Source organism: Jannaschia marina (assembly GCF_013404595.1).
Lineage (GTDB): Bacteria > Pseudomonadota > Alphaproteobacteria > Rhodobacterales > Rhodobacteraceae > Jannaschia > Jannaschia marina.
In genome coordinates this window covers 162,761-176,706 of record NZ_JABVAX010000003.1, presented here as the reverse complement: position 1 = coordinate 176,706, position 13,946 = coordinate 162,761, and the positions used below count along the sequence as shown (strand labels likewise).

The 13,946-nt window shown below is 68.7% G+C and carries 15 protein-coding genes; 10 read left to right on the top strand and 5 right to left on the bottom strand.

The window, feature by feature from the left end:
- Window positions 1–152 precede the first annotated feature (152 nt).
- Window positions 153–494, top strand: coding sequence for a hypothetical protein (locus tag HSX43_RS07240; protein WP_179379439.1), 342 nt, complete (start codon window positions 153–155; stop codon window positions 492–494).
- Window positions 495–634: 140 nt separating this feature from the next.
- Here the strand turns inward: HSX43_RS07240 and HSX43_RS07235 are convergent, their stop codons facing one another.
- Window positions 635–2,017, bottom strand: coding sequence for a M20/M25/M40 family metallo-hydrolase (locus HSX43_RS07235; RefSeq protein WP_179379438.1), 1,383 nt, complete (start codon window positions 2,015–2,017; stop codon window positions 635–637).
- Between the two features lie 153 nt (window positions 2,018–2,170).
- On the opposite strand from HSX43_RS07235, the gene HSX43_RS07230 reads away from it, so the two are divergent.
- From HSX43_RS07230 to HSX43_RS07205, 6 genes are all read left to right on the top strand, one after another.
- Window positions 2,171–2,728 carry a 5-aminolevulic acid synthase gene (locus HSX43_RS07230; RefSeq protein ID WP_179379437.1) on the top strand — a complete coding sequence of 186 codons (558 nt, stop codon included), beginning with the start codon at window positions 2,171–2,173 and terminating at the stop codon, window positions 2,726–2,728.
- Between the two features lie 113 nt (window positions 2,729–2,841).
- Window positions 2,842–4,068, top strand: coding sequence for a 5-aminolevulinate synthase (gene hemA, locus HSX43_RS07225; RefSeq protein ID WP_179379436.1), 1,227 nt, complete (start codon window positions 2,842–2,844; stop codon window positions 4,066–4,068).
- A gap of 139 nt (window positions 4,069–4,207) precedes the next feature.
- Window positions 4,208–5,521: a helix-turn-helix domain-containing protein gene (locus HSX43_RS07220; RefSeq protein ID WP_179379435.1), complete on the top strand. Its 1,314-nt coding sequence runs from the start codon at window positions 4,208–4,210 to the stop codon at window positions 5,519–5,521.
- A 78-nt stretch (window positions 5,522–5,599) separates the two neighbouring features.
- Window positions 5,600–6,733 carry a flavodoxin-dependent (E)-4-hydroxy-3-methylbut-2-enyl-diphosphate synthase gene (gene ispG, locus HSX43_RS07215; protein ID WP_179379434.1) on the top strand — a complete coding sequence of 378 codons (1,134 nt, stop codon included), beginning with the start codon at window positions 5,600–5,602 and terminating at the stop codon, window positions 6,731–6,733.
- 63 nt (window positions 6,734–6,796) lie between these two features.
- Entirely contained in the window at window positions 6,797–7,930 is a 1,134-nt protein-coding gene (locus tag HSX43_RS07210; protein WP_235962554.1) for a DNA cytosine methyltransferase, read from the top strand.
- Window positions 7,927–8,472, top strand: a complete 546-nt coding sequence (locus HSX43_RS07205; RefSeq protein WP_179379432.1) for a GIY-YIG nuclease family protein — start codon at window positions 7,927–7,929, stop codon at window positions 8,470–8,472. The genes HSX43_RS07210 and HSX43_RS07205 overlap by 4 nt, the downstream gene beginning before the upstream one ends.
- Before the next feature lie 392 nt (window positions 8,473–8,864).
- Here the strand turns inward: HSX43_RS07205 and HSX43_RS07200 are convergent, their stop codons facing one another.
- Together HSX43_RS07200 and HSX43_RS07195 are read right to left on the bottom strand one after the other, a co-directional pair.
- Window positions 8,865–9,554 (bottom strand): RraA family protein, encoded by a 690-nt coding sequence (locus HSX43_RS07200; protein WP_179379431.1) that lies wholly within the window; start codon window positions 9,552–9,554, stop codon window positions 8,865–8,867.
- 100 nt (window positions 9,555–9,654) lie between these two features.
- Window positions 9,655–10,593 (bottom strand): hypothetical protein, encoded by a 939-nt coding sequence (locus HSX43_RS07195; protein WP_179379430.1) that lies wholly within the window; start codon window positions 10,591–10,593, stop codon window positions 9,655–9,657.
- Between the two features lie 137 nt (window positions 10,594–10,730).
- Between HSX43_RS07195 and infC the strand changes: the two genes are divergently transcribed.
- The 3 genes from infC (at window position 10,731) to HSX43_RS19930 (ending at window position 12,592) form a co-directional block, all read left to right on the top strand.
- Window positions 10,731–11,315, top strand: a complete 585-nt coding sequence (gene infC, locus HSX43_RS07190) for a translation initiation factor IF-3 (RefSeq protein WP_328795221.1) — start codon at window positions 10,731–10,733, stop codon at window positions 11,313–11,315.
- A 146-nt stretch (window positions 11,316–11,461) separates the two neighbouring features.
- A complete protein-coding gene (locus tag HSX43_RS07185; protein ID WP_179379429.1) occupies window positions 11,462–11,902 on the top strand; it encodes a universal stress protein in 441 nt (146 codons plus the stop codon).
- A 45-nt stretch (window positions 11,903–11,947) separates the two neighbouring features.
- Entirely contained in the window at window positions 11,948–12,592 is a 645-nt protein-coding gene (locus tag HSX43_RS19930) for a methyl-accepting chemotaxis protein (RefSeq protein WP_179379428.1), read from the top strand.
- A gap of 5 nt (window positions 12,593–12,597) precedes the next feature.
- Here HSX43_RS19930 and HSX43_RS07175 read toward each other — a convergent pair whose 3' ends face one another.
- Entirely contained in the window at window positions 12,598–13,158 is a 561-nt protein-coding gene (locus tag HSX43_RS07175; protein WP_235962553.1) for a sugar O-acetyltransferase, read from the bottom strand.
- Window positions 13,155–13,946, bottom strand: a complete 792-nt coding sequence (locus tag HSX43_RS07170; RefSeq protein WP_179379427.1) for an FAD binding domain-containing protein — start codon at window positions 13,944–13,946, stop codon at window positions 13,155–13,157. Before HSX43_RS07170 ends, HSX43_RS07175 begins: the two co-directional genes overlap by 4 nt.

Below are 13,946 nucleotides of genomic sequence, written 5' to 3'. Positions count from 1 at the left end.
CAGATGAACTGAAATCTCGCAAATCTCACGACTTCGTTCATTGAGGGTAAGGTTCTGCACCCGCATATCAGCGGCATCACCGGATCGCACAGAGCGACCGCACCCCTGAAGGCCCGCCGCAACCACCGGGCTCCGAACAAAGGACCGAAGACATGACCCTCAAGATCAAAGCCATCGCCGCCTCCACCCTCGTCGCGCTGAGCCTCGCCGCGCCCGCCACGGCCGACGTCGCTGCCGGCTCCGCCGCCGCCATCGCGCACTTCAACCAGACCGCCGACAGCCAGGATGGCGTGCGCGTCCTGAAGACGGGGGCCGGGGCCGCGGTCTCGACCCGCTCGGGCCAGAACCTCGAGGCCTACCGCGTCTTCAACCGCAACGCCGACAGCCAGGACGGTATCCGCGGCCTCAACGGCGCGACGCTCTACGACGGCACGCCGTCCCGCGCGGCTGCCATCTTCTCGGACATCGCCGCGGCGAGCGCCGAGGACGAGTAAACCCTTCGGCGCGCCCCGCCTCCCCCGCCGGGGCGCGCCCTCTCGCAACTCTCCGTTTCGCGGGGCATGACCCCGCGCCTCAGGTGCGTTGCGGCACGGTGGCCCTCGCCCGGATCGATCCGGGCGGGGGCCGCCAGTTTTCAGGCATCTGCAATTCGCCCGAGCACACGCGCCCAGCTGCGCACGCCCTTGTGGAAGCTCTCGACGTCGTATTTCTCGTTCGGCGAGTGGATCGCATCGTCGTCCCGCGCGAAGCCCGTCAGAAGCGACTCCATCCCGAGGATCGTCTGGAAATACCCCGCAATCGGAATCGAGCCACCGGCCCCGATCTGGCCCGCGCTCTCGCCCCATTCCTCGGCCAGTGCCGCCTCGGTGGCCGCGAAGATCGGGCTGTCGGTGTGCATCCGGGCGGCCGGGGCCGCGCCGTGGCCGGTGAAGGTGACGTGGCAATCGGGCGGCAGTTGCGCGATCACCCAGTCGCGGAAGGCGCCGCGCAAACGATCCGGGTCCTGCCCCCCGACGAGGCGGAAGCTCACCTTGGCCGAGGCTTCTGCCGGCAGCACCGTCTTGAATCCGTCGCCGGTGTAGCCCGAGGTGATGCCGTTGATCTCGGCCGTCGGCCGCGACCAGAGCATCTCCAGCCCCGAGCGCCCCGCCTCGCCCGCCGGATGCGACAGGCCGACCTCGCCCAGGAACGCCTCGGTCGAGAAGCCGAGCCGGTCCCAGGCGCTCTTGGTCTCGGCCCCCGGCTCGCCCACGCCGTCGTAGAAGCCGGGAATGGTCACCCTGCCCTGCGCGTCGTGCATCTCGCCCAGAATGCGGGTCAGCACGCGGGCCGGGTTGATCGCCGGACCGCCATAGATCCCCGAATGCAGGTCGCGGTCGGGTCCGGTGATCGTCAGCTCCTCCCCCAGAAGCCCGCGCAGGGTGGTGATGATCGCCGGCAGCCGGTCGTCGAAGAGCCCGCTGTCGCAGATGAAGGCGACCTCGGCGCGCAGCTCCTCGGCGTTTGCCTCGAGGAAGGGGATAAGCGACGGCGACCCCGATTCCTCCTCCCCCTCGAAGAGCACGGTGACGCGGCACGGTAGCTCGCCCGTTTCGGCCTTCCATTGCCGGCAGGCCTCGAGAAAGGTCATCAGCTGACCCTTGTCATCCGAGGCCCCGCGCGCCCGGATCACCCGGCCCTGTGGCGTCTCCTCGATGGCCGGGTCGAAGGGATCGCGGTGCCAGTGGGAAAGCGGATCGACCGGCTGCACGTCGTAGTGGCCGTAGAACAGTACGTGCCGCGCCCCCTGCCCGCCGTGCGCCACGACCATCGGATGGCCCGTCGTCGTGCGCTTGGAGGCCTCGAACCCCAGATGCGACAGCTCCGCCACAAGCCAGTCGGCGGCGGTGTCGCAGTCTTCCGCATTCGCCGGGTCGGTCGAAATGGACGGGATTCGCAGAAGCTCCATCAGGCGCTCCAGCGCCTGCGGCAGGTCGTCGTCGATGCGGGTGAGGATGGCGGGGATCGGGTCGGTCATTGGGGGCTCCGGGAGGATCGGCAGGTGTCACGCTTTCAGCGTGAGCGCGCAACGTGTCGGTGTCCAGCCTCGCGCACAGCCAAAAGCCCACGCGGATCTGGGCAAGCGCGCCGGGACGGTCTAGGTCAGGGAAACAACCAGACGGAGACCCCGATGCCGCGCCTGCCGCTTGCCGCCCTCGCCCTCAGCCTCGCGCTGCCCGCCTCCGCACAAGAGGCCCTCGATCAGGACGCGGCCAAGGCCCAGCTGTTCGGCACCCGCAGCGTGCAGGTCGCCATCACCGCGCACCCTTTCCTGAGCGAGGCCGATATCGGCACGCTGCGCGCGCTGCCCGGCGTGGCGCAGCTCAAGTACTACGGAGCAATGGCGGCGCATCCCTCCGAGGGGCTGCAGTCGGAGCGCACGCGCGGGGCGTTCAACTTCCACTCGATCGACGCGGCCCGCGCCGCGGCCGTCGCCGCCTGTGGCCAGGGCTGCGTCGTCGTGGCCGAAATCCTGCCGCGCGGATACGAGGCCGGCCGCTCCTTCACGCTGAACCAGGATGCGTCGAAGGCGGTCGCGGGTCGCGATTTCCGCCGCGCGGGCCAGAACGCCGCCCTCGCCATCAGCCGCAGCACCGGGGCCTGGGGTCTGGGCGACGGCCCCCAGGCCGCCATCGCCACCTGCGCCGCGGGCGGTGCAAGCGATTGTGAGGTCGCCGTGAGCCGTTGAGGGTTTGCGACAATCTGTATTCTGGATTTATTCCAACTCCGGGGCTATCTGCCCCGAAGCGCCGGGACGAACGGGTCCACCCGCCCTCCGGCAGCCCTGACGAGAGAGAGACCATGACGAACTACGCGGCCGCCCTCGACACGGCACTCCAGGCGCTCCACGACGAAGGCCGCTACCGCACCTTCATCGACATCGAACGTCGTCGCGGGCAGTTCCCCCACGCGGTCTGGACGCGCGCCGACGGCTCCGAGCAGGACATCACCGTCTGGTGTGGAAACGACTATCTGGGCATGGGCCAGCATCCTGTCGTCCTTGCGGCCATGCACGAGGCGCTCGACGCGACCGGCGCGGGATCGGGCGGAACACGCAACATCTCGGGCACCACGGTCTACCACAAGGCGCTCGAGGCCGAACTCGCCGACCTGCACGGCAAGGAAGCCGCGCTCGTCTTCACCTCGGCCTATATCGCGAACGACGCCACGCTCTCGACCCTGCCCAAGCTCTTCCCGGGGCTCATCATCTATTCAGACGCGCTCAACCATGCCTCGATGATCGAAGGCGTGCGTCGCAACGGGGGCGCGAAACGAATCTTCCGGCACAACGATGTGGCGCATTTGCGCGAACTCCTTGCCGCGGACGATCCGGCTGCCCCGAAATTGATCGCATTTGAATCGATTTATTCCATGGACGGGGATTTCGGCCCGATTGCCGAAATCTGCGATCTGGCCGAGGAATTCGGCGCGCTGACCTACATCGACGAGGTTCATGCCGTCGGGATGTACGGACCCCGCGGGGCCGGCGTTGCAGAGCGCGACCGCCTCATGCACCGCATCGACATCATCAACGGCACGCTCGCCAAGGCCTATGGCGTCATGGGCGGCTATATCGCCGCCTCCGCGCGGATGTGCGACGCCGTCCGCTCCTACGCGCCGGGTTTCATCTTCACGACCTCGCTCACGCCCTCTATCGCCGCCGGGGCCGCCGCTTCCGTCAAACACCTGAAAACAGACCAGAACCTGCGCGACCTGCACCAGGAGCGCGCGACCGTGCTCAAGCTGCGCCTGCGCGGCCTCGGCCTGCCGATCATCGACCACGGCAGCCATATCGTCCCCGTTCACGTGGGCGATCCGGTGAAGTGCAAGATGATCTCCGACCGCCTCCTCGCCGACCACGGCGTCTACGTGCAGCCGATCAACTTCCCGACCGTGCCGCGCGGCACCGAGCGCCTGCGCTTCACCCCCTCGCCGGTTCACACACCGCCCATGATAGATGCACTCGTGCATGCGATGGACGACCTTTGGTCGCATTGTGCGCTAAATCGCGCCCAGGCCGCAGGGTAACCATTCTCTCGCATTGTGAGCGTTTTGCTGCTACGCTAAGGCAGGCAGTAGGGGAGCGATGGGGAGTCGTTTTCCACAATCACAATCGGAAACGCGCACGATAAAGAGGCGCGTCCAGAGATTTAGGGGCAGGCCCATCATGTTTGGCCGGAAGTCGAAATTCCTATCGAAGGTCGAGAACCCGGACCGCGGTTACGACAGCTACGAGATGCGCCTCGGGGATGAGATGCGCGGCGAACGGGCCACACTCGGCAAGTCGCTCATGGACGTTCAGCGCGAACTGCGGATCAAGGCCAGCTATATCGCCGCCATCGAAAACGCCGACCTCTCGGCGTTCGACTCGCTCAGCTTCGTTGCCGGCTATGTCCGCAGCTACGCCCGCTACCTCGAAATGGACCCCGAGATCGTCTTCGCCCGCTTCTGCGAGGAATCAGGGTTCGGGGGCTTCTCCGCGCTCAAGCCGATGGAATCCGAGGCCTCGCGCCGGAAGGCGATGTTCGATCAGCCGGTGCCCAAGGCCCGCGGCCTCGCCATCGGGCGCGGCGCGCAGAAGGCGGCGAAGGCCCCGGTTCAGCCCGTCGACCCGATCCTCGGGGCCGGCAATCCCTTCGCCAACAAAGCCACGCCCGTCTTCGCGGGCTTCGAGCCCGGAGCTCTCGGCTCGATCGCGGTCCTCGTCGCGCTCGTCGCGGGGCTGGGCTACGGCGGCTGGACCGTCGTTCAGGAGATCCAGCGCGTGCAGGTCGCCCCCGTCGAGCAGGAGCCCGAGCTCGTGGCCGAGCTCGATCCGCTCCAGCCCAACACCCCGCAGCTCGAGGCCCCAGAGACCACCGGCGTCTCCGCCCCCTCCCAGGACGCGCTGGCGCGGCTCTACCGGCCCCAGGCCCTCGACGCTCCCATCCTGACGGCGCGTGACGCGCCGATCTCCACGATCACGCCCGGCAGCTTCGGGGCCCTCGCCTCCGCCGAACCGGCGGGTCTCTCGGGCCCCGACGCCAATCCCGAAGCGATCAACGCCTCCGTCAACACCGCGCTCGCCGAGGCGCTCGGCAATGCCACGCCGGGCGAAATCCCGGCCCCCAGCACACCGCGCGTACTGGCCGAGGCTCCGGACGCCGTCGTCCTCGTGGCCGTGCGCTCCGCCTGGGTCCGGGTTCGCTCGGCCGAGGGCGACACGCTCTTCGAGAAGGTGCTGGAGCCGGGCGAGACCTATGAGGTTCCCGTCGCCGAAGCCCCCGCGACCCTGCGGACGGGCAATTCGGGTGCGATCTACATGTCCGTCGCCGGACAGACCTACGGCCCCGTGGCCCCGGGCCCTCAGGTCGCCAACGCCGAAATCACCGCGGCCACCGTCGTCGAGAGCTACGAGGTCGCCGATCTGGACGGGGATTCGGACCTCGCCCGCGTCGTGGCCGAACTGTCGCTTCCCGCCGAAACGCCGACCGACGAATAGGCAGCGGGGCGCGCGCCCGGTTGCACCCCCCGCCTCCGGGGACTAGCTGTCAGGCAAGCCCTGTGAGCGAGGCCGGCCATGCACGACACCCTCCATTCCATCCGCCCCTGGCGTCAGATCGACCGCCGCAAATCCCGCCGGATCATGGTCGGCGACGTCCCGGTGGGCGGTGATGCTCCGATCTCCGTCCAGACGATGACGAACACGCTGACGACCGATGTGCCCGCGACGATCGCCCAGGTGCAGGCCGCAGCCGAAGCCGGAGCCGATATCGTCCGCGTCTCCGTCCCCGACGAGGCCTCGTCGAAGGCCCTCCGGGAAATCGTGCGCGAAAGCCCGGTGCCCCTCGTCGCCGACATCCATTTCCACTACCGCCGCGGGATCGAGGCCGCCGAGGCCGGGGCCGCCTGCCTGCGGATCAACCCCGGCAACATCGGCTCGCCCGACCGCGTGAAGGAGGTCATCCAGGCCGCCCGCGATCATCAGTGCTCTATCCGGATCGGGGTGAACGCGGGGTCGCTGGAAAAGCATCTGCTCGAGAAATACGGCGAACCCACGCCCGACGCGATGATCGAAAGCGGCCTCGACCATATCCGCATCCTGCAGGATAACGACTTCCACGAGTTCAAGATTTCCTGCAAGGCGTCCGACGTCTTCATGGCCGCCGCCGCCTACCAGGGCCTGGCCGAGGCCACCGACGCGCCTATTCACCTCGGCATCACCGAAGCCGGTGGCCTGACCTCCGGCACGATCAAATCGGCCATCGGGCTCGGCAACCTGCTGTGGATGGGCATCGGCGACACCGTCCGCGTCAGCCTCTCGGCCGATCCGGTCGAGGAGGTGAAGGTCGGCTACGAGATCCTGAAATCGCTCGGCCTGCGCCACCGCGGCGTGAACATCATCTCCTGCCCCTCCTGCGCGCGGCAGGGCTTCGACGTCATCAAGACGGTCGAGAAGCTGGAGACGCGGCTGGAGCACATCAAGACGCCCATGTCGCTCTCGATCATCGGCTGTGTCGTCAACGGCCCGGGCGAGGCGCTTATGACCGACGTGGGCTTCACCGGCGGCGGCAACGGATCGGGCATGGTCTATCTGGCGGGCAAGCAGAGCCACAAGATGTCCAACGATCAGATGATCGACCACATCGTCGAGCAGGTCGAGAAGCGCGCCGCCGAGATCGAGGCCGAAGGCGCGCAGGCGGCGGCGGAATAGCCCGCCGCACCTCGACAGGCGCGGTCCGCCGACCTACACAAGATCATGCCCCGCGACACCCGAATGCCCCCCAGATATGCCGAGTTCTTCGCGGGCGGCGGCATGGTGCGCGCGGCCCTGTCCGGCACCTGGGACTGCGCCTTCGCCAATGACATCGACCCGATGAAATGCGCAGTCTACGCCGACAACTTCGGCACAGACGGCCTCGTCGAGGGCGATGTGGCCACGCTCGACCCGATGCTCCTGCGGCAGCCGATCGACCTCTACTGGGCGTCCTCTCCCTGCCAGGATTTCAGCCTCGCCGGCAACGGCAGCGGCCTCAACGGCCTGCGCAGCGGCGTCTTCCTCACCTGGATCGACGCGATCCGCCCGGCGATCGAGGCGGGCCACGCGCCGGCCCTCATCGCCTTCGAGAACGTCATGGGCCTCGTCACCCGAAACGGCGACCGCGACTTCGCCGCCGTCGTCACGGCCCTCTCGGATCTGGGCTACCGTGTCGGCGCGCTCGAGATCGACGCCCGTGACTTCCTGCCCCAGAGCCGGCCCCGCCTCTTCGTGGTCTGCGCGCGCGACGACCTCGACGTCGCTGGCCTTACGACGCCTGCACCCTCGGGCCCGTACCACACCCGGCGGCTTGCCGAATTCGTCGTCCGGGCCCCCGCCGTCCTGCGCAAACGTTGGCTCTGGTGGCGACATGCCCCTCCAACGGCCCCCGCCCCGAGCCTCGCGCGGATGATCGACGCCGCGCCCGATACGCCCTGGTTCGACGCTTCGATGCGCCGTGCGCTCACCACGATGATGTCGCCGCCGAGCCTTGCGCGCCTCCGCTCCGCCCGCGCCGCCGGGGGCCTGCAGGTCGGCACGCTCTACCGCCGTGGCCGCCCCGACCCGGCCGGCGGCACGCGCCAGCGCGCGGAGGTCCGCTTCGACGGCATCGCCGGCTGCCTGCGCACGCCCGCGGGCGGCTCCTCGCGCCAGACACTGCTGCTCGTCGAGGGGCGCAAGCTCCGCGCCCGCCTCCTGTCGACGCGGGAGGCCGCGCGCCTCATGGGCCTGCCCGACGGCTACCGGATGCCCGCGAACTACAACGCCGCCTACAAGGTAGCCGGCGACGGCGTCGCGGTTCCGGTCGTCCGCTACCTCGACGAGACGCTGTTCCAGCCCGTCCTCGCCCGCGCGCTCCTGCCCGCCACATGAGCGCCGAACAGGCCTTTCGCAAACAGGCCCTCGCCGGCCTCACCGATGCCACCGGCGTCTACGCGCTCTGCGACCTCGACGGGCAGCCGATCTACGTCGGTCAATCTGTCGACGGCATCCGCAGCCGCGTCCGCCGGCACCTGACCTCGGCGCGCTCCGACGTGATCGCCAATCGCCAGATCGACGTCTGGGAGGTTGCCTTCGTGCGCGCCTGGGAAGTCGAGGGCCGTGCCGAGATCGCCGCGATGGAGCGCCGCGTCTTCGCCCATTTCGACGCGATCCTGCCCCTGATGAACGGGGCCGCGCTCTCCGATGCCCTGCCCGTCGATCCGCCACCCGAACCGGGCCAGACCGTCCAGGTCATCCCCGAGCGGGAGCGACTCGATCGGCTCACACCCGACCGTCGCCTCGCCCGACAGATCAACCAATATGAGCTGCTGGTCGACTACATCCTGACGGTCAAGAACGCCCCGCATCTGAAGAAATCCCTCGACGCGCATTTCTCGCGGCTGGTGCGATATCATCAGATGTTTCTGACGTAAGGCGTGATCGTATGGATGTGGGTCCAGTGCGAGTTCGGTCAGAGTGCTCTGTCGATCGCCTGGGCAGGGACAGACTGACAGAGGGTGAACCACCGAAGGCACCACCGGGTCCGGCCCGCTGGCTCTCGCGGCGGCACCGAACGGATGAACGTCCGGTCCGCGTCATGGCCCGCATGCCGGGGATCTCGTGAAGCGCAGCGTCATGGCCGACAATCCCGGAAGCCTCGGGGAGTAGGCGACGAGCGACCGTGGATGGATTCGCGACCGCCCGCCGAACGGCGGGACGGGCCACCTCTCTCCTTTCGGGCGAGCAACAAGAAATCCGCTATCGCCCACGGCAAGCTCGACAAAGGTACCGACGCGCGTCACGCGCGATGCCGCACGGCCTGCCCTCAGACCCACTCCACGTCGTCGCCACGCTCCAGCATCTCGGCGATGAGACCGAGCTCACAAAGTCCGTCCGCCACTTCTGCATCGAGCGCGGTCTCCGCCGCAGCCACATCCGCCACGGCGACGGTCACGGTGTCGATCATGCCGAAGGGGACGACGACCACGCCGTCCGCATCGGCGACGATCATGTCGCCGTTCTCCACCCTTTGGCCGCCGACATTGGCCGGCAGGCCCAGTGTCCCCGGCCCCCGCGCGACCGGCGAGCCGGGGGTCAGCCCCGCGCACCATGCCGGCAGGCCGACGGCGAGGAGCCCGGCGTGATCGCGCAAGGCACCATCCGTCACGAACCCCGCGGCTCCCGCGTTGCGCAGCATCCCCAGGGCACGGTCGCCGGCGGCGGCGCATCCGAGATAGCCCTCCGCGGAGGCCACGACGACGTCACCCGGCCGCACGAAATGGATCGCCGCAAGCGTCGCCAGAAGGTCGCCGGGCCGGTTGCCCGCCACCAGGGCCGGGCCGCAGACCGCCGCCTCCAGCCCGGGACACGGAGAGATCGCCGCCGCCATCGCCCCCGCCCCAAGCATCGCATCGAGCACGAACCCCGTGGGATACCCGCGCAACGCGTCGATCTGTTCCTGGGTGGGCCGGCGCAGGTCGCGCGCGATCCGCAGCGGCTTCGGTTCCTCGATCATCGCGACCTCCTCGCGGCAGGATGCGCGCGTGCCCCTCGGTCTGGCAACGAAAAAGGGCCGCGCGATGCCTCGCGCGGCCCTTCGACGATAGAGGTGACGATCACTCGATCTCGAGGCGAGTCTTCACCTGCTCGATCACGCCGTCGATAAGCTCCGGGTTGTCCCGGGCGGACTCGATCGCGGTGGTGAGCGACGTCTTGGCGAGCGCGTTCAGGTCCGAGCCGTCGACGTATTCGATCAACGCATCGGCATCGAAGCCTTCGGGCGTCAGCAGCGTGTCGAGATCCGCTTCGGCAGCGGCCGGAGCTTCGGTGCCCTCGGTCGCAGCATCGGCAGCCTCTCCGACATCGCCGGTCGAAGCTGTGGTTTCGGTCGTCGCCTCGGCGTCCGGGGCCGTCGTCTCTGTCGTTGCCGCCGTGTCGGCATCAGCCTCGGGCGTGGCTTCGGTCGTGACCTCCGCATCGCCGGAGCCCTCGGTTTCGCCGACGACCGCATCCGCCGCCGCGTCGGCTGCAGCATCCGCTTCGGCAGCCGCGGTTTCGGCGGCATCCCCGGCGTCGGCCGCGGCACCTTCGACGGCATCGGCGGTCGCATCGGCTGCCTCGCCTGCCTCGGTCACGGCCTCCTCCGTCGCGTCGGCGGCGACATCGGCGGCACCGGTTGCCGTGTCGGCCAGGCTCTCGGCGGCATCGGTGACCGCGTCGGCGGCTCCCTCGGTCGCCTCGGTCAGCGCGGCGGCCGCGCCCTCGACGGCATCCCCGGCCTCTTCGGTCAGTGTCGCCGCAGCTTCTCCGGCCTCAGCGGCGGCCTCTTCGGTGGCGTCCGCGGCGGCCTCGCCGGCGGCTTCCGCTTCGGCTGCAGCCGCATCGGCCGCCTCGCTCGCGGTTTCGGCGGTGTCTTCCGCGATCTCTTCGGTGGCGGTGGCGGCATCTTCCGCGGTCTGATCGACGGCGGTTTCCTCCGGCGCGCCGGACAGGAAAATCCAGGCAAGGGCCGCGACGACCAGAACGGCCAGACCGACGATAACATTACGTGACATGAGACTCTCCCCAAGGTGGTTGTGTGCACCCGCTCTTGCCGCATTGCCGCATCGAGGACAATCACCATGCAGGACCGGCTGCCGGACCGACGAATCGCCGCCCGTCCCGCCTTGAAGCGGCTCCGATCCGGCGCTAGATTAACGACCTAATTCAATATCCCGAAAGGACCACCACCATCGCCCGCAGACCCCATAACGCGCCCCCGCAGCGCGACACCGGCCCCCGCGTCAACGATCGCATCCGCGCCGTCGAGATCCGCCTGATCGGCCCCGAAGGCGAGAACGTGGGCGTCGTCAGCCCCTCGCGCGCGCGCCAGATGGCCGAGGATGCCGGGCTCGACCTCGTCGAGATCAGCCCGAATGCCACGCCGCCCGTCTGCAAGATCATGGATTTCGGCAAGTTCAAATACGAAACCCAGAAGAAAGAGGCCGAGGCCCGCAAGCGCCAGAAGACGATCGACATCAAGGAAGTGAAGTTCCGTCCGAACACGGATACGAACGATTACGACGTCAAGATGCGCAACGTGTTCCGCTTCCTCGAGAACGGCGACAAGGTGAAGGTCACGCTCCGCTTCCGCGGTCGCGAGATGGCGCACCAGAACCTCGGGCGCGAGCTTCTGGAGCGTGTGGCCGAGGACACCAAGGAGATCGGCAAGGTCGAGAACTTCCCCAAGATGGAAGGCCGCCAGATGGTGATGATGATCGGGCCGACTCAGCGTTAGGTCGCCGCTCGGAACAGGCATCGAACGGGGCACCTTCGGGTGCCCTTTTTCTTGCCCGCGATCGGGGCGACGATTGATATGGATCATGGCTCGGGCGGTCCGCACGGCGCATCTTCCGCCCAAAGAAATGACTGGAGGCACCCCCCATGTTCAAGACGATTCTCCTCGCCTACGACGGGTCCGAACACGCGGACCGCGCCCTGACCGCCGCCGCCGAGCTCACCCGCGCCCTCGGGGCCGACCTGCATGTGGTCAGTACGCCGGAGCCCGATATGCCGCCGGTCGTACTGGCCCCCTACGGGGCCATCGTCGACGCACCGCCGACCGACGCGCAGATCGCCGAGGCCGGGGCAAAGGTGACCGGGCAGGCCCGCGCCGCTCTCCGCAAGGAGGGAGTGGACCTGACCGACAGCCACATCCTGCGCGGCGATGCGATCGCGAACATCCTGTCGATCGCCGACGCCTGTGACGCCGATCTGATCGTGATGGGACGTCGCGGCCTCGGGACGCTGCGCGCGCTCGCCCTCGGCTCGGTCAGCCAATCGGTGACCCATCAGGCACGGCTGCCCGTCCTGACCGTCGCGTGACGGCGGATTAACCCCGTCTTGACGACTTTCTGGCAGGACGGTCCCATGACCGATCGCCCGCCAAGCTTCCGCGATATCGCCGCGACCACCTTCCAGGCGGTCGGCCCGTCGCGGATCGCCGTGCTCACGATCCAGGCGATGCGCGCGGACGATCTGACCTGCTCCGGCCGCCGCGCCACGCTGAAGGAAGCGGTCGCGCGGATCGAGCGCGCCTTTGCGATGCTCGACACCGGATTTGCCGCGGCGCTCGCGGCAGTGGGTTTCGAGGAGCCGCGGTCGCTTGAACGCGCCCGGGCCGAGGCCCGCTCGGTCGTCGCGTCAATCCGTGCGGCCCTGCCCGCCGATGCGCTGCCCACCCGCGATGCCCTGCCGGACCCGGAGGCCTATCGCACCCTCTGCCTCGACAGGGTCGATCCAACGGTCACGGCCTTCCTTACGCTGATGATCCAGGCGATGAACGACGCACAAGACCGCGTGGACACGGCGCACCGGGGCGAGGCGATCCGCGCGGTGCAAAGTGCGCGCTCCGTGGGCCGGTCCATCCAGATGGTCGCACTCAACGCCGCGATAGAAGCCTCAAACAGCGGGGCCGACGGGCGCGGTTTCATGGTCATCGCCGAGGAAATCAGAACGCTCGCGGATCGCACGCAGACCATCCTCTGCGAAGTTGCAGAAGGTCTTCGCAGCTAGGCCCGCTATTGGGATGCAGATCCCCCGATCGCGCGCTCCGGATTGCCCGCGACCCGAGCGCCGCTTTCCACGTCGCGTGTCACCACCGACCCGGCTCCGATAATCGCCCCTTCGCCGATCGTCACGCCGGGCAAGACGATCGCGCCACCCCCGATCCAGACGTTCCTGCCGATGACGACCGGGAGGCCGCGCTCGATGCCCTGGGCCCGGCGGGCGGCGTCGCGGTGATGATCGGCCGTGTAGATCTGCACGCCGGGGCCGCACATCGTCCCACCGCCGATGGTGATCATCGCGCTGTCGAGCAGGGTGCAGCCGGCGTTGAGATAGACGCCGGGACCGAGCGAGACGTTGACCCCGTAGGAGCAATGGAACGGCGCTTCGATAAAGACCCCCGCACCGACCTCGGCGAAGAGGCTGCGCAGCTCGGGAGCCATGGAGCCCCGCGCCTCGGGCGGAAGCGTGCCGTGGGCGTGGCAGGCGGCCCGTGCAGCCGCCCGCAAGCTCTCATAGGCGGGTGTCAGGCAGTCGTACCACTGCCCGCTCCGCATCACCTCCTGCGGCGTCAATGCGCGGCTTTGACCGCCCGTGCCGTCATCACCTTGACGAGATGGGCGCGATAGGCCCCGTCGCCGTGCAGGTCGGAAATCATGCCGCCCGCGTCCGGCGCGGAGAGCCCGGAGACCGCCTCGGCCGAGAAGTCGGAGGACAGGGCCGCCTCGGCCTCGGCCCAGCGGAAGACACCGTCCGACGAGGCCCCGGTCACCGCCACACGCACACCGTCCGAGAACTTGGCCACGAAGACCGCGACCAGCGGGAAGCGGGAGGCGGGTTGGATGAACTTCTCGTAGGCCGCCGCCTCGGGAACGGGGAATTTCACCTCGGTGATGATCTCGCCCTCGTCGAGCGCGGTCTCGAACATGCCCTGGAAGTAGTCATCGGCCGCGATCTCCCGGTCGGGCGTCACGATCACGGCGTTCGCGGCCAGGGCTCCGGCCGGGTAGCAGGCAGAGGGGTCGTTGTTAGCGAGCGAGCCGCCGATCGTGCCCCGGTTCCGGACCGCAGGATCGCCGATGCGCGCTGCAAGGGACGCGAGCGCCGGGAAGCCCGTAGCCTCACGCGCGACCGTCGCATGGGTCGTCGCGCCCCCGATGCAGATGCGGCCCGCGTCGTCGGTGCAGATGCCCTTGATCTCGGCCACGCCCGAGAGCGCGACCATCTTGCCGGCCATGGCAAGCCGGGCCTTCATCGTCGGCAGGAGCGTCTGTCCCCCGCCGAGCGCCTGTGCCTCGTCGTCCTTGAGGGCCGCGACGGCCTCCTGCAGGGTCGACGGTTTCACCAGTTCGAAATCGTACAT

What these genes read in the sequence shown, in the direction of transcription:
- HSX43_RS07185 (WP_179379429.1), top strand. Translation starts at nt 11,462, where the DNA reads ATGTTCAAGACGATTCTCCTCGCCTACGACGGGTCCGAACACGCGGAC.
- HSX43_RS07235 (WP_179379438.1), bottom strand. Translation starts at nt 2,017, where the DNA reads ATGACCGACCCGATCCCCGCCATCCTCACCCGCATCGACGACGACCTG.
- HSX43_RS07170 (WP_179379427.1), bottom strand. Translation starts at nt 13,946, where the DNA reads ATGTACGATTTCGAACTGGTGAAACCGTCGACCCTGCAGGAGGCCGTC.
- HSX43_RS07240 (WP_179379439.1), top strand. Translation starts at nt 153, where the DNA reads ATGACCCTCAAGATCAAAGCCATCGCCGCCTCCACCCTCGTCGCGCTG.
- hemA (WP_179379436.1), top strand. Translation starts at nt 2,842, where the DNA reads ATGACGAACTACGCGGCCGCCCTCGACACGGCACTCCAGGCGCTCCAC.
- HSX43_RS07220 (WP_179379435.1), top strand. Translation starts at nt 4,208, where the DNA reads ATGTTTGGCCGGAAGTCGAAATTCCTATCGAAGGTCGAGAACCCGGAC.
- ispG (WP_179379434.1), top strand. Translation starts at nt 5,600, where the DNA reads ATGCACGACACCCTCCATTCCATCCGCCCCTGGCGTCAGATCGACCGC.
- HSX43_RS07200 (WP_179379431.1), bottom strand. Translation starts at nt 9,554, where the DNA reads ATGATCGAGGAACCGAAGCCGCTGCGGATCGCGCGCGACCTGCGCCGG.
- HSX43_RS07230 (WP_179379437.1), top strand. Translation starts at nt 2,171, where the DNA reads ATGCCGCGCCTGCCGCTTGCCGCCCTCGCCCTCAGCCTCGCGCTGCCC.
- HSX43_RS07205 (WP_179379432.1), top strand. Translation starts at nt 7,927, where the DNA reads ATGAGCGCCGAACAGGCCTTTCGCAAACAGGCCCTCGCCGGCCTCACC.
- HSX43_RS07210 (WP_235962554.1), top strand. Translation starts at nt 6,797, where the DNA reads ATGCCCCCCAGATATGCCGAGTTCTTCGCGGGCGGCGGCATGGTGCGC.
- HSX43_RS07195 (WP_179379430.1), bottom strand. Translation starts at nt 10,593, where the DNA reads ATGTCACGTAATGTTATCGTCGGTCTGGCCGTTCTGGTCGTCGCGGCC.
- HSX43_RS19930 (WP_179379428.1), top strand. Translation starts at nt 11,948, where the DNA reads ATGACCGATCGCCCGCCAAGCTTCCGCGATATCGCCGCGACCACCTTC.